Raw genomic sequence first — 13541 nt, forward strand, 5'->3', positions numbered from 1 at the left:
CGCCGCGGTTAAACTGCGCGGTGTTTCCGCAAAGCCAAAATATTCAGGAACATGAATAAGACGGAAAATCCGGCCAGCATCAAAATATTCCCATAGATGGCATCCCATCCGTATCCTCTCACCATAATATCACGCAATGCTTCTGCGGCATAATAGAGCGGTGTTATCGGACCAAGCCAGCTCAGCCAATCAGAAATCGTATCGAGATTGATCAGACCAGAGAAGAAGAACTGCGGCACGATGATGATCCGGATGAACTGGATCATCTGGAATTCATTATTCGCAAATGCGGACAGCAGAGTGCCGAGCGTCAGCGCCGTCATCGACAGCATTAAGGTAATCAATAATACATAAATAAAGGAACCTTCCATCAGCATTCCGAGGACATAAATCGCGTACCATGCAATCAATGTAGCCTGCAGCATGGTGAAGAGTCCGAATCCAAGGATATAGCCGACGACGATTTCCCATTTCCTTAATGGGCTCGAAAGCAATTTTTCAAGCGTGCCGCTTGTTCTTTCCCTTAAAAAGGAAATCCCAGAAATGAGGAACACAAAGAAGAAGGCGAAGAATCCCAGTAATACCGGACCGAAATAATCAAACTGTCCCATATCCTCCGATCCGTGCAGATAATCCACATTCGGATCTGTTAGTCCCTGATCAGGAATCAGTGTTTTAGTTGCCTGCTGGATCCATTTCATAACAGCACCGTTAACAGATGGGTCGCTTCCTTCAAGTACGATTTTATCCAGCATACGGCCTTCAAACACGACATACCCATCAATTTCATGGGCCAGCGCATCCTCTTTAGCGCTTTTTACAGAATCATATTCTGTTATTTTTGCATCATCTATATCGAGTTTCTCTATAACTGCGTCAGGTGCATCGACCAAACCAATCTTCGGAATATAGTTTTCTCCGTTAAAAACAAGATGGAGCATCGTCAGGATAAGGAGCGGGGCCACGAGCATCATTGCAAGTGTCCTTTTGTCCCTTAGGAATTGGCGGATAATCCTGATCACTAAAGCTCTAATTCTCATGATGAACACCTCCATAGGCCAAAAATGCTTCCTCGACACTGGAAGAACCGGTCTTTTCCTTCAATTCTGCAGGAGTGCCTACCGCGATCAGACGACCATCGCGAATCAGTCCCAGCCTGTCGCATTTTTCTGCTTCGTCCATGACATGTGTTGTAACGATCAGCGTTTTTCCTTGTGCTTTCAAATCATAGAAACCCGACCAGATGCTTTGACGCAAAACAGGATCAATGCCGACAGTCGGCTCATCGAGAATCAACAGTTCTGGCTCATGCAGCAAGGCCGCAGCCAATGATAAACGGCGTTTCATGCCGCCAGAATAATTGGTTACCAGTTTGTTTAGATGATTAGATAAATCGACAAGCTGCATCACTTCTAAAATGCGTTTGTTGCGATGCGTACCCTTCAGGCCGAACAAGGAAGCAAAGAATTCAAGATTTTCCTTAGCGGATAACTCAGAATAAAGTGCGTCCGATTGCGCCATGTAGCCAATCCTTTCAATCAACTTTAAGGAGGGCATCTTTTCGCCAAAGAGGTAATTTTCTCCTTCGCTCGCCATTTCTAGTCCGACAAGCTGCCTTACAAGAGTGGTTTTTCCTGCTCCCGACGGACCAAGCAGGCCGAAGATTTCACCGCTTTCAATTTCTAGATTGATATCTTTTAAAACGTCATTCTTGCCGTAGCGTTTACCGACATTTTTTATTGAAACGATCATGAGGTTTTCACCATCCTTTTTAAAGTGAGTAATCACTCACTAAAAGAATAACTCAAAAACAATGACTTGTATAGTGAGTAATCACTCACAAATTTTAACGAAAATCGACAAAATTAAAAAAAGTCCTCAGGGTAGAGGACTTTACATAATCTTAATCTTCAAAGAGTTTACCTGGCTTACCAGCAGTTCTTCATATTTCTTTTCAGCAGTGAAGAGTATTTCCTGTTCGCCTGCTTTCGGGTTTTCCTTTTTCACTGTTTCGATTAAATCGTTCTGGACCTTTTGAGTTAGAACAATCCGTGTATATTGCTGCTTCTGAATGTTCCAAAATTTTTCTGATCCATAATCACCAATGAGCTTTTGGGCCACTTCTGAATGGTCGTATTGGCTGCGGACATTTTCAATTGCGTCTTTCACTTCTTGCTCAGTTGCCTTGTGGCCTTTCTCAAGCCCAAGCATAGCCATTGCCCTAAGCCTGATTATTTGCGTCAATAACTGATTTTTGTCCTCATTCAGCTTCTCCTGGTTATCCCAATATACAAGCGCTTCATCTAGTTTTTCACCGGAATATCTCTTTCTGTCTGCTTCGCGGTTGATTTCAATATGGAGTTTATTGATGAATTGATAAAACTTAAGGTCTTCGTCTGTAATCCATTCACCATTGATGGAGGCAACACCCTCAGCTTTTTTAACATTCAGTTTAACGACTTCTTCTTGCTTTGACCCATCATTTTCGAGTGTAAATACTGCTTCCCATTCTCCCGCCATTGAAAATTCAGCACTTCCAGAATAAATTCCATCAGACAGTTCTTCTAGCTCGACATCAATCGTTCCATGGTCCATACTGGACATCGCAAACTCAGCTACAATATTGAGATCCTTTACAGCATTGCCGTTTTCCGTCACTTCAATTTCAAAGTCAGATTCTTTGCCATTTGCAAAAACTGGTTCATTGGTGACTTTTACATTCCAATCGGGCTCCTGACTGCAGCCTGCTAACTGTGTTGCTAGCAATATGAATAGTGATACGAATAATTTTCTCATTTCTCCATGCCCCCTAATTCCTGAATGGTCAAAAAATCATCAACTGTGTATTTAGTCATTTTTCCGTTTTCTAAAAATGCTACATGCGTACAAATTTGCTTGATCTCATCTAGATGATGGGAAGAGAGCAGGATAGTTTTGCCTGACAAGGAACGAAGGACCTCTAAAATTTCCTTGCGTCCCATTGGATCAATTCCGCTTGTAGGTTCATCTAGAATCAAGATATCGGAATCCTGATACAGTGTGATGGCAAGCCCCAGCCTCTGGAGCATCCCTTTGGAATAGCCCTTAATGGCTCTGCTGCGGTCTTCCCAAAGCCCGACAGAATTTAAAATTTGCTCTATTTTTTTAGGATCAGCCTTACCGGTTCCTGCCTGTGCAAAGAATACGATATTTTCATAACCCGTCAAAGAGGGATATAGCATAAACTTTTCCGGCAAGTAGGCAATCTCATTTTTCCAGCGTTTATTACTTTTACGAGTCTTGCCATTTACCAGGATTTCGCCTTTCTTGATGGGGATCAGCCCCAGCAAACTGTTGATGAAAGTAGATTTTCCAGCTCCGTTCCTGCCTACAAGGGCACAAACTTCATTTTTCTCGATTGATAGACTGATATTATTTAGGATTTCTTTATTCCCATATGATTGTGTCAAGCCAGAAACGCTGATCATTCAAAACCCTCCTTGCGATGCAACAGTACAGAACTGATAAATGTGACAGTCATCCAGAAAATTAGACTGGCTCCGAGGAAGGCACCCGGCTGCAGCCACATGAACGATTTCAATAGACGCGACATGTGCCCAAATGAATAAATTCCCACGCCTGTCTCAAGATACATCCTTACAGCCTGTATGGGATTTAAGAAGTAGGCAATTGAAAAGAGCCTTACATTATCGTGGGTTACATCCTGGATGATCGATAGCAGGGCAAAGTCATGTAAGAAAAAGAAGTAAAACCAGATGATGACGGCAATTCCAACAATCTGCATCCTTGACCTGCTGATGCTGCCGACCAGGGCACCAATTTGAGTGAAAATCAGCATAAGTGCAGTAATGGAAAGAACAAAGGCAAGATACGTCCCAATATCAGCTTTAAAATATATTTTTAAAGGAACGAGGAATAAGAAAAACCAGATGATCACCGGTGCAAGCAGTACCAGGTGCATCCCAAGGCTCTTTTTGGCCAGGAATGTCATAAAGCTTTCCTGCCTTGTCAAAAGCATGACTAGTGTTTTTTGCTCTTTTTCCTGGAAGATAGAGAAAGCGCCCATGAAAAGGTATAAGATCGGGATAAAGTAGAGCAGTGTATCGAACAGATTGATGAGCAAGATATATAAACCCTGATCATAGGAAAGAGAAGCTGACCTTACAAGCAAAAGGACAGAGACAAATATGACTGTACCGATCGCAAGCCAAAGCCCTTTGCCTCTTATATTTTCCTTCCATTCCTTCCAAATAAAATACATAGCAGTTTTCTCCTTTTTGCGAAGATTGCCGTAATGAGGACGGCGGTTACAATTAAGAAAGGTAAGTAGGATTTTTGTTTTCGGCCGTCAACCAGAGGATACTGATCCTCAAACATGACTTTTTCTTGATCAAGCAGCCGATTCAGTTTTTCATAGATTTTAATTGCCGGGCTTTTTAGGAAAAGGTAGACAAGCTCCTGTTCCTCAATCAGCTCATAAAGGGAGGATTTATAGGCTGCAGTGCTGTCACCTACGCCATCCTGGTCGAGATCGAGCAATGGGAAGGTGCTGCCCCAATAGTTGCCGGTGCCTTCCTTGCTCCAATTATTCCGCCCCTTACCGCCAAGTGCGACAGCCGGTATCGTATTTTCTTCTATTGTATTTTCCGTAAAAACCTGTTCGTTTGAACTGGCCCATAGCTCGATTCCGATCTGGTTTTGTGAGATTCGGTTTGAACGAATCAGGTTGTCGGTAGATTGATCTATATATAACCCTCTTTGATTCATATAGAAAGTGTTGTTCTCAATTTTATTTTCGTTTGCTGATAATACCAGCAACCCAAAGGAACGGTGTCCATAATTAAAGATGAATTGGTTGTTTGCAAGCTTAAGCTGGCTGGAGTGCATGATTGCTGCTCCGCCTGTATTAAAGGTGAATATGTTGTTTTTAAATTCGTTTCGGTCTGAATACATATAATGCAGACCGTAACGTGTTTTCGTTATTTCATTGCCTATAGCCTTGTTGTCATTTGCATAATCGAAGAACATACCATCTCTTGTGCCTTCAATATAATTGTTTTTTAATAGATTTCCATTTGAATAATATACATGCAGGCCATTGCCCTGAGCGGCTATTTCTCCTTTGCCAAGACCTTTAACCCGAACATTTTCAATCGTATTGTTATGTGCTTTGCTTAAATAAACTCCATGGAAGGATTGAGTAATCCAGATATTCCGGATGATATTACCATCTGTATAGACCTTGATCGCTGCGTATTCTTCAGAGCTGTTTCGGCTCATCCCACTTTTTCTTACATCGAGGTTTGAAACAGTGACACCAGGGGCGCGAACAGAAATAACATTGCCTTTGCCATCCCCTTCAATGACAGTCCCTTTCTTGCCAACAAGGGTAAGCGGCTTATCAATCACGATATTGCCGGTATAGATTTTATTTTCAAGCTTGATCACTGCGCCGTCTTTGGCCGAATTAATGACGGCTTGCAGGTTTTCCGCTGCCGCCCCCTTTTCCGGAAAAGTAAAAGCGGAAAAGAGCAAGAGCAGCCAAAGGAATTTTTTCATGGTCAACGATCCTTCCAAAGTGGAATGAGAATGAGTATGAATGCTGCTATTACCAAATAAGAACCTAACCCAAGGTAACTGTTAGTAATGAAGTTTGCGAGTGTATTCTCACCTATAATCGGCGGAACAAATGGATCTACTTTTATCGGCGCTGTCGGGCTTAAATCTGTACCAAAGTCATGAAGCCAGCGGCGCAGATCCCATACACCAAGCAATCCGCCGATTGCAAAAATTCCGATCAGGACATAAAGAACTGTTTTTCTTCTGAGTATGGCAGTAATGAGTGTAAGTGCGGCTAATCCGCCAATTAGATACTTAAGATAGCTGAGTTCCGGGAAGTTTTCTTCACTGAAGCCTTTCATGCCAATATAGTGGTTCAATCCATTAACAATATCAATTTCGCCTTCGAGTTTGTCTGGATAGACAATGATATTCAAACCTTCGGGGTACTGTGGAGCAAAGAACTCCATGCCCCACCAGGGGAAGAATAATGATGCAGCGATAAGTCCAGCTGCTGCAGCAATCAATCCAGATGATAGAATTGAAAGTCGTTTCATCGAAATCACGCCTTTCTATTTGCCATATGGCAGAAATGCAGAATACTAAAGTATTAAGTAACTTTGAGAATTGTCCAGCTCCGCGCTTGTCGGGGCTGTCCAAGGCAATTGCGTTATTCTCACATAAAAGGAAAGTATAAAATTTTTACTTCGATAATTGTCTAGCTCCAGCGCCTAGCCCCTCGAGTCGCTTCGGTCCGCCCAATGAAGTCAAAGAGCGACTTCACCGGTCGGCCCTCCAGCGCTTGTCGGGGCTGATCAAGGCGCTGCGCTTTTCGTATAAAGGAGGAGGGTATCAGCAGTTGATGATACCCTTCATTCCTATAGCAGGTTATGGTTTTACAAGGAAGTAACCGGTCATTTCCTGGTGCAATGCTGAGCAGAAATTCGTACAGTAGATCGGGAACGTTCCTGCTTTATCTGCTGTGAATTCCACTGTATTCGTCTGTCCAGGCTGTACCTCAATGTTTAAATCGTATCCATTGATTGCGAATCCGTGGGTAATGTCTTGGTCAAAGTCGATATTTGTAAGGTGGATAAAGACTTTATCTCCTTTTTTGACTTCGATTTGGTCGGGTCTTTCAGCTTTTGCGTCAAAAATGAATTTTGAGCGCATGGCAATTCCGTAGACATGGACTTCGTTGCCTTTACGTTCGATGCGTGTTTCTTCCTGGTTATAGACGGCATCCGGATTTTTTTCATCCTTAGGATAAACAGTGATTGTTTTGATTTTATCTGCCTTGATCATTTGTGCGTAGTGCGGTTCAGGGTTGACCGGGGCAGACTGGATGACTTCCATCTTGTCACCGCGCAGGTCGATTAGCTGCATGGATTCAGGATGGGAAGGTCCTACAGATAGATAGCTGTCTTTCGCAATTTTATTTAATGCGATAAGGTATTTTCCGTCCGGTGCGACTGTATCTCCTTCAGCTGCAACAGAATGTCCAGGAGAGTACTGTACAGGAACCCGGTCCAAAGTTTCGCCTGTCTTCGGATCCCATTTTACGATTTCAGATGAGATGAACATGGTTGTGTAAGCCATACCTTGATCATCAAATTGAGTATGAAGCGGTCCAAGTGCGTTTTCAGGGTTTACTTCTTTTTCCATAACCGATTCATACTTAAGAATTGGAATCCCATTTCGCTCGCCAGCGAATTCTTTGTTTTCAATCGCTTTGAACGCTTTTTCAAAAGAGAATACAGTCATTGATGGTGCCAATTTACCAGAAGCAATAAAGTGCTTTCCATCTGGAGTGACATCGACACCGTGCGGCGATTTGGCTACAGGTACCAGGTACATGCCGCCTTTATGCTTTTCAGGGAAGATCATCTTCTGGCCAGTTACTTCGTCATACTTTCCGTCCTTGACCATTTGCTCAAGCTCTTTCCAGTTGAATAGGACGATAAAGTCGCGGTCTGCCTGGGAAGCGTTTATTTCCAGGTTCGTCGTTGCTTCTTCTGTGTTATAGGTAGTCATGACTGCCCAATCTGCAGAAACCTTTTTCCCTGCATCAGATAAATCATAAGACCATGGCGGAAGAGCGACCTGGTAGGCAATGTTCAATTTTTCCTTTTTCTCGTCAAAAGTAACTGCTGACATGACACCGCGGTACTTTTCGCTATAGTCGTCAAGCGGTGCATACTCTCTTCCAATCGGCACTGCGAAACGTGTTGGCAGGAACATATATTCAGTGTTTTCCGTAACGAATGCTGCACAGTGAGGACCGCTTGTATTTGGAACGTCAATGATATCCTTAACAGTAAACGTTTCAAGGTTCATGACTGCCGCACGGCTGTTGCCGACATCGGTCGCAAACATGTATTTACCGTCATAATCACCATTCGTCTCTGAAAATGCCGGGTGGTGGAGATCGCCCCAGGTAAAGCCGCCCATCATTTCTTTTGAGTGTTTATCAAAGCCGTAACCAGTTGCTGAGTCTGGGCTGAATACCGGTACGGTTCTGATATGCCTCATGGATGGGACACCATAAATGAACATTTGTCCTGAGTGTCCGCCCGAAGCGAATAAGTAGTACTCATCCTTTTCACCAAAAGGTACATATACTTTTTCCGCATTTGTTTTGTTTTTGCTGCTTTCCGCTATTGCTTCATTTCGGTCTCCAGGAGACAAATCAGCAAAGAAAACCGTTGCAGCAAGGAGCCCGGTAGCAAGTCCCGAGGCAATTGGAATCCATTTTTTCATCAACCTTGCACCACCCTTGTTTATTTTTTTGAGGCTTCCTCAAGAAGTTTTACTACTTCTGAAATTTCTTGTTCAGAAAGTGGATTGCCGCCAATTACACCTGACATGACTGCTGAGGTAGGCTCTTTTAAGAACTGATCGATTGACTTGCCATGCTTACCTTCAACATTTTCGAATGCCTTTGATAAATCTGGGCCAGTTGCACCGCCAGTGAGATTTAATGAAGATACAGAATGGCAGCTAAGGCAGCCCTTGGATGTTAAAATGTTTTCATCTGCGGAAACTGTTTCAGCAGCAGGCTGGTCATCCTTCTCCTCTTGTTTGTTGTCACTCTGCGGTTTAGAAGTTTCTGCTTCTTTGGAAGCGTTTTCGGTAGATTCGTCATTGCTTCCGCCGACAACATCGAATGCAATGTAACCGAGTCCAAGACCAATCAGAGCGCTAATGATAAAACTGATTAAAGCTTTTTGCATGGACTTCATTACCCCCTTTATTGAATGAATTTCACTAACATCGTACCTTGGGATAAGGAGTGAAATGTGTGATGCAGTTCACATTACAAGAGGGTAATTGTGAAAGGTATATGAACAGGATGTGTCCATTTTATGAAGTAACCTAAATCAAAGGGTCCATTACGGATGTATGAAGAGCTTGAAAATCAAAGAGAGGGGTATTAAAAAACTAGGTTGAAAAAAGGTTTTTTAATTGTTTTGCGGAATTTATTTCATAATGTATTACTAATCAAATAAACAAAAAGGCAGGAAGTGATCGTTTGTGTTAAAAAAGAAAAAGTGGTGGATTATGACCATAGCTCCACTACTATTGGTTGGCGGCCTTTTTATCTATGATGCAAATTTAGAAGTTTACACAACTAAAGCTGCGGGAACCTTGGTTTATAAAAATAAAGAATATTACACTGGCTATGAAACCTATAAGAAATTTTATTTAAATGGTGAAAGAAACTTTGAGATCGACAAGCTGATTGGTAAAACAGATAATAGTAAGTTTTTTGGATTCAAAGAGTCTGTTTGGAGTATCAAGGGTGAATCGGAAAAAGAAGTTGTTTTTGTGAAAGGTTTGATGATTGAAGGGGTATACGAAAGAAGATAAAAAATCCACCTCAAAAAGGTGGATTGATCAGGAAAATTTATATGTCCAGAAGCGTTCATTGTTGATCCATGCCATCGTTTTTGGATCCTTTTCCTTCAGTTTATCAGCCATTTCTTCAAGCATCAGCTCAGTTTGTGAGCGGTGTGCACGGATTGCATCAAGCTTGATGTCTGCGACAGCACTTATATCATGGACGATATCCGGATTGCCAAGCTCTTCGACACAGTTACGTGAGAACGCTACGCAATGGAGTTTTGGCCTGTCTGCTTCAGGGATTTTTTCAACGGCGCGCACCACTGCCGCACCTGTGGCCTCATGGTCCGGGTGGACGGAGTAGCCAGGGTAGAAGGTGATGACGAGCGAAGGATTCAATTCGGTAATCAAAGATGACATGAGATTGGACAACATATTTTCATCCTCGAACTCAACCGTCTTGTCACGGAACCCGAGCATGCGCAAATCATTAATGCCCATCGCACGCGCTGCGTCCTTCAATTCCTTTTTACGTATAGCGGGAAGGGTTTCCCGGTTCGCGAACGGCGGATTCCCCATATTCCGTCCCATCTGTCCGAGTGTCAAACAGGCATATGTGACAGGAGTTCCCATGTTTATATGGGATGCGATTGTTCCGGAAACACCGAATGCCTCATCATCAGGATGAGGGAACACGACAAGTACATGCCTTTCTTTTTCCATTTCGTAAAATCTCTCCTTTCAGCCAGTCCTTAAGTAACTTATTCAAATGGTGTTTCGCTTATTTCAAGGGCGACGGCAAGCTTTCCGTTAAAATCATGGCCGGCAAGCAGCAGCCTTCCTTTATCGTCAATTTCGAAGTGGGTGATTCCTTCAGCATAAACCCAGCCAAAAGGTATCTTCAAACCTGTCCGAAATGGACCTTCACCAGTGATCTTCGCGCGTTCATAGGTTACCTTCGCATTGCGGATGTACGCGCCTGATGAGAAGAATGACTCGTTGTTATGGGATGCGTATGCTCCATTTGTTGTTTCTAAATGAATATAGACTTCTTTGTCTTTAAAACGGTCCAGGGCTTCCTGGACTTCTGATAAAATCACCGGATCCATCTATTTTCCTCCTTCCCGGGCTTTGAAGTTTTTCGGTTTATAATAGCTGAATGAACAGCTTTCTATGAGAAATGTCCAGCTCCAGCGCTTGTCGGGCTGATCAAGGCGCTTGCGCTTTTCTTATAAAAATCGATTATATCTATATTACTAAAAAAACCTTCCAAAAGCGAAATGTATGCCTTGAAAAAGTACTGGCTGAGCACTTGCACATACACAATTAAAAGGGGATATACACAAACAGTGGCATCGAAGTTGATTTTACATAATGTGTTTAATCAGGAAGTGAAATGGAAATAGTGGAGGAAAAGGAGGGAGCCTGTGAATCACACAAAGGCATTATTAATAAAAGGCATCATGACATTTGCTGTTCTTCTTCTATTAATGGGAAGTTTTGCAGGAATCGGTGATATTCTCGTCATCACGCTCGTTCTTGGAGCGATTTCTTATCTTGCTGGTGACTTGTTTATTCTTCCGAAAACAAGCAATCTTAGCGCTTCACTATCTGACCTGGCTCTTTCATTTTTCGTGGTATGGGGTCTTGGGTTGATGTTGTTTGAGCAAACGGATGGCGTTATTTTCGCAGCTCTTTTTGCGGCCGTATTGATTGCCTCTGGTGAATGGTTCTTCCATAGTTATATGGCTGATCGAGTACTCCGTATTAATCGGAAGATATAAATGAATGTTTTCATTATAAAAAGGATGGCGGCCGCCATCCTTTTTATTTTTCATTTATTCCCCTCGGTTGCCGCCTGCGTATTTGTTGTACGCAAGGTGAGCGGTTGGGCCAACGTATTCATTCAGCCTGAAGCCGTGCTTGATGGCTTCAGTGATAAAGCCTTTAGCTACTTCCAATGCTTCAGGGACTGTTTTGCCTTTAGCCAGCTGTGCAGTGATCGCGGAAGCGAATGTGCAGCCAGCGCCGTGGGTGAAGCTTGTTTCCACCTTCTCAGATTCGAAAAGAGTGAAGTCTTTTCCATCATAAAGGAGGTCTACGGCTTTTTCGTGGTTCAGCTTGTTACCGCCCTTGATCATGACGTTCTTTGCGCCTAGATCATGGATTTTCGCTGCTGCTTCCTTCATGTCATCGATTGTGCGGATTGGACCGGTTTGTGCCAGCTGCCATGCTTCGAACAGGTTAGGAGTAACAACAGTGGCTCTTGGCAGAAGCAATTCTCTCATGGCATCTGTGTTTTCAGGCATCAAGACCTCGTCTTCCCCTTTACATACCATTACAGGGTCGATTACCACTCTGTCCAATTTGTGCTCATCAATTTTGCGTGCTGATAGCTCGATGATCTCAACCGTTCCGAGCATACCTGTCTTCATTGCATCTATTCCAACGGAAAGAACCGTTTCAAGCTGCTTTTCGACCAGCTCGACTGGCTGTGGGAATACTTCATGATGCCAGTGATTTTTAGGGTCCATAGTCACAATCGTAGTAAGAGCGGTCATTCCATAAACGCCTAGCTCCTGAAAGGTTTTAAGGTCAGCCTGGATGCCAGCGCCGCCGCTTGTATCGGAACCTGCGATTGTTAACACCTTTTTCAAACTCATGTATACTACCTCCATTTTAAGAATGGCGACTGCCTCATTGGAACAAGACATATCACCTTCAGCACTTTCTTATGATTATACCAATTCTATAGATTTAGACAAAGAATTGATTTGAGAGCAATTTATAAGGATAAAATTAACTTTTGACGAATTTGTGTCATTAGTAAGGTGACGTGATGAAAGTTACTGAGGGAAAAAATAAATTCATTTAGAGTTGTGTATGTGAAAATTGACCCACCAAAAGATTTTACGTAATTAAAAAATCTCAGTTTAAGAATTTGTTTAAGAAATAGACAATTTTCATCTATATTATTGTAACAATTAAAACGGTTACAACCATGTAATTTTCAGTACATTAAAGGTGTAGGGGTATTTTTTTCTTTTTGTATTCTGGAATGTTTTTAAAATAAGGCTGTGTGCCGAATATAGAGTTTTAACAGTTTGCAAGATTAATAACAGTCTTTCAATCCCATCGCACCACTGATGGCCGAAAGAAGTCGATAGTTGTTGCAGCGGAGCCCAGAGATGAACGACCAGATAAGGGGTGAAGAACATGATCAAGAAAGGCTGTCCTGAAGAATATCCGATAAGCCTGAGGCTGAATGGATATGAGATCGCGGTATTCCAGCTGACAAATCAGGATCTGGAAGATTGGGTATATGGATACCTTTTTTCAGAAGGTTTGATTGATGGGCCGGAGGATGTTGTCAGCGTCCATTTCAGCGAAAAAACCGGCACATTGAATGTAACATTATGTAACTCTTTTGATCCTGAGCAGATGTTTTCAAAAAAGAAGCATTATACAGCCGGCTGCGGCCGCGGAGTGACCTTCTTTTCCATGACGGATGTCAAGAAGTTCAATAAAGTGAATTCCGATGAAACCTATTCGCTGACATATTTGTTGAAAAAACGCGCGGAATTCGCTCAAAATTCGCCGCTATACCTGGAAACAGGCGGCATGCATGGCGCCTGTATCATCCTTGAGGATGGCAGTATTGAAGTCCGGGAAGATATAGGCAGACATAATGCTGTCGACAAGATCATCGGCCACGCAATCCGAAAGCGCTTGCAGCCTGACCGCCTCGTCCTTTTGACGACCGGAAGGGTTTCATATGAAATGCTCTCAAAGGCTGCAAAATTTGGTTTTGCCGTCATTGGTTCGCGCACTGCTGCTACAAAGCAGGCCATCCAGCTAGCCCGATTCCTCAACATTGAAGTCGTTGGCTACTTGCGGGGGAAAATGGCGACTGTCTATACATCTGCTGGGAGGATTAATGATGATTTAAACCCGCCGGCTGTGGAAAATAGTTCTCACATCGAGAATTGTCCAGCTCCAGCGCCTACCCCCTCGAGTCGCTTCGGTCCGCCCGATGAAGTCAAAGAACGACTTCACCGGTCACCCCTCCAGCGCTTGTCGGGGCTGACCAAGGCGCTTCCGCTTTTCTTGAAAGGGGGGAAGCCCAGCAAGTACTGAAT

15 protein-coding genes are annotated in these 13541 nt (G+C 43.1%); 3 read left to right on the forward strand and 12 right to left on the reverse strand.

Annotated elements, in window-relative coordinates; genetic code table 11:
- Positions 1 to 8: 8 nt before the first annotated feature.
- The 9 genes from DYI25_RS13725 to DYI25_RS13765 form a co-directional block, all read right to left on the reverse strand.
- A complete protein-coding gene (locus tag DYI25_RS13725) occupies positions 9 to 1040 on the reverse strand; it encodes an ABC transporter permease (RefSeq protein ID WP_213369836.1) in 1032 nt (343 codons plus the stop codon).
- On the reverse strand, positions 1030 to 1752 hold the full coding sequence (locus DYI25_RS13730; RefSeq protein ID WP_213369838.1) for an ABC transporter ATP-binding protein: 723 nt from the start codon (positions 1750 to 1752) through the stop codon (positions 1030 to 1032). Before DYI25_RS13730 ends, DYI25_RS13725 begins: the two co-directional genes overlap by 11 nt.
- Positions 1753 to 1893: 141 nt before the next feature.
- Entirely contained in the window at positions 1894 to 2796 is a 903-nt protein-coding gene (locus tag DYI25_RS13735; RefSeq protein WP_213369840.1) for a FixH family protein, read from the reverse strand.
- Complete coding sequence (locus DYI25_RS13740) at positions 2793 to 3467, reverse strand: ABC transporter ATP-binding protein (protein WP_213369842.1); 675 nt, start codon at positions 3465 to 3467, stop codon at positions 2793 to 2795. Before DYI25_RS13740 ends, DYI25_RS13735 begins: the two co-directional genes overlap by 4 nt.
- Positions 3464 to 4261, reverse strand: a complete 798-nt coding sequence (locus DYI25_RS13745; protein ID WP_213369844.1) for an ABC transporter permease — start codon at positions 4259 to 4261, stop codon at positions 3464 to 3466. The genes DYI25_RS13740 and DYI25_RS13745 overlap by 4 nt, the downstream gene beginning before the upstream one ends.
- Positions 4225 to 5559 (reverse strand): nitrous oxide reductase family maturation protein NosD, encoded by a 1335-nt coding sequence (nosD, locus tag DYI25_RS13750; protein ID WP_213369846.1) that lies wholly within the window; start codon positions 5557 to 5559, stop codon positions 4225 to 4227. The genes DYI25_RS13745 and nosD overlap by 37 nt, the downstream gene beginning before the upstream one ends.
- 2 nt (positions 5560 to 5561) lie before the next feature.
- Positions 5562 to 6116, reverse strand: a complete 555-nt coding sequence (locus DYI25_RS13755; RefSeq protein ID WP_249745453.1) for a hypothetical protein — start codon at positions 6114 to 6116, stop codon at positions 5562 to 5564.
- A 331-nt stretch (positions 6117 to 6447) separates the two neighbouring features.
- On the reverse strand, positions 6448 to 8319 hold the full coding sequence (nosZ, locus tag DYI25_RS13760; RefSeq protein WP_213369848.1) for a Sec-dependent nitrous-oxide reductase: 1872 nt from the start codon (positions 8317 to 8319) through the stop codon (positions 6448 to 6450).
- A gap of 20 nt (positions 8320 to 8339) precedes the next feature.
- Positions 8340 to 8792 carry a cytochrome C gene (locus tag DYI25_RS13765; RefSeq protein WP_213369850.1) on the reverse strand — a complete coding sequence of 151 codons (453 nt, stop codon included), beginning with the start codon at positions 8790 to 8792 and terminating at the stop codon, positions 8340 to 8342.
- Between the two features lie 301 nt (positions 8793 to 9093).
- Between DYI25_RS13765 and DYI25_RS13770 the strand changes: the two genes are divergently transcribed.
- On the forward strand, positions 9094 to 9429 hold the full coding sequence (locus tag DYI25_RS13770; RefSeq protein WP_213369852.1) for a hypothetical protein: 336 nt from the start codon (positions 9094 to 9096) through the stop codon (positions 9427 to 9429).
- Positions 9430 to 9456: 27 nt separating this feature from the next.
- Here DYI25_RS13770 and bshB2 read toward each other — a convergent pair whose 3' ends face one another.
- Together bshB2 and DYI25_RS13780 are read right to left on the reverse strand one after the other, a co-directional pair.
- Complete coding sequence (bshB2, locus tag DYI25_RS13775) at positions 9457 to 10125, reverse strand: bacillithiol biosynthesis deacetylase BshB2 (protein ID WP_213369854.1); 669 nt, start codon at positions 10123 to 10125, stop codon at positions 9457 to 9459.
- 38 nt (positions 10126 to 10163) lie between these two features.
- Positions 10164 to 10511 carry a YojF family protein gene (locus tag DYI25_RS13780; protein WP_023613494.1) on the reverse strand — a complete coding sequence of 116 codons (348 nt, stop codon included), beginning with the start codon at positions 10509 to 10511 and terminating at the stop codon, positions 10164 to 10166.
- A 318-nt stretch (positions 10512 to 10829) separates the two neighbouring features.
- Here DYI25_RS13780 and DYI25_RS13785 point away from each other — a divergent pair, with 318 nt between their 5' ends.
- Positions 10830 to 11186, forward strand: a complete 357-nt coding sequence (locus tag DYI25_RS13785; RefSeq protein ID WP_213369856.1) for a DUF2512 family protein — start codon at positions 10830 to 10832, stop codon at positions 11184 to 11186.
- Between the two features lie 54 nt (positions 11187 to 11240).
- Here DYI25_RS13785 and pdxK read toward each other — a convergent pair whose 3' ends face one another.
- The gene (pdxK, locus tag DYI25_RS13790) at positions 11241 to 12065 is read right to left on the reverse strand and encodes a pyridoxine/pyridoxal/pyridoxamine kinase (protein ID WP_213369858.1); all 825 of its coding nucleotides are present in this window, start codon (positions 12063 to 12065) and stop codon (positions 11241 to 11243) included.
- A gap of 553 nt (positions 12066 to 12618) precedes the next feature.
- Here pdxK and fdhD point away from each other — a divergent pair.
- A complete protein-coding gene (fdhD, locus tag DYI25_RS13795) occupies positions 12619 to 13539 on the forward strand; it encodes a formate dehydrogenase accessory sulfurtransferase FdhD (RefSeq protein ID WP_213369860.1) in 921 nt (306 codons plus the stop codon).
- Positions 13540 to 13541 lie beyond the last annotated feature (2 nt).

Source organism: Mesobacillus boroniphilus (genome assembly GCF_018424685.1).
GTDB lineage: Bacteria > Bacillota > Bacilli > Bacillales > Cytobacillaceae > Mesobacillus > Mesobacillus boroniphilus_A.

Coding starts and splice junctions, on each gene's coding strand:
- DYI25_RS13735 (WP_213369840.1), bottom strand. CDS start 2,796: ATGAGAAAATTATTCGTATCACTATTCATATTGCTAGCAACACAGTTA.
- nosD (WP_213369846.1), bottom strand. CDS start 5,559: ATGAAAAAATTCCTTTGGCTGCTCTTGCTCTTTTCCGCTTTTACTTTT.
- DYI25_RS13745 (WP_213369844.1), bottom strand. CDS start 4,261: ATGTATTTTATTTGGAAGGAATGGAAGGAAAATATAAGAGGCAAAGGG.
- DYI25_RS13740 (WP_213369842.1), bottom strand. CDS start 3,467: ATGATCAGCGTTTCTGGCTTGACACAATCATATGGGAATAAAGAAATC.
- nosZ (WP_213369848.1), bottom strand. CDS start 8,319: ATGAAAAAATGGATTCCAATTGCCTCGGGACTTGCTACCGGGCTCCTT.
- DYI25_RS13725 (WP_213369836.1), bottom strand. CDS start 1,040: ATGAGAATTAGAGCTTTAGTGATCAGGATTATCCGCCAATTCCTAAGG.
- DYI25_RS13730 (WP_213369838.1), bottom strand. CDS start 1,752: ATGATCGTTTCAATAAAAAATGTCGGTAAACGCTACGGCAAGAATGAC.
- DYI25_RS13765 (WP_213369850.1), bottom strand. CDS start 8,792: ATGCAAAAAGCTTTAATCAGTTTTATCATTAGCGCTCTGATTGGTCTT.
- bshB2 (WP_213369854.1), bottom strand. CDS start 10,125: ATGGAAAAAGAAAGGCATGTACTTGTCGTGTTCCCTCATCCTGATGAT.
- DYI25_RS13780 (WP_023613494.1), bottom strand. CDS start 10,511: ATGGATCCGGTGATTTTATCAGAAGTCCAGGAAGCCCTGGACCGTTTT.
- DYI25_RS13755 (WP_249745453.1), bottom strand. CDS start 6,116: ATGAAACGACTTTCAATTCTATCATCTGGATTGATTGCTGCAGCAGCT.
- fdhD (WP_213369860.1), top strand. CDS start 12,619: ATGATCAAGAAAGGCTGTCCTGAAGAATATCCGATAAGCCTGAGGCTG.
- pdxK (WP_213369858.1), bottom strand. CDS start 12,065: ATGAGTTTGAAAAAGGTGTTAACAATCGCAGGTTCCGATACAAGCGGC.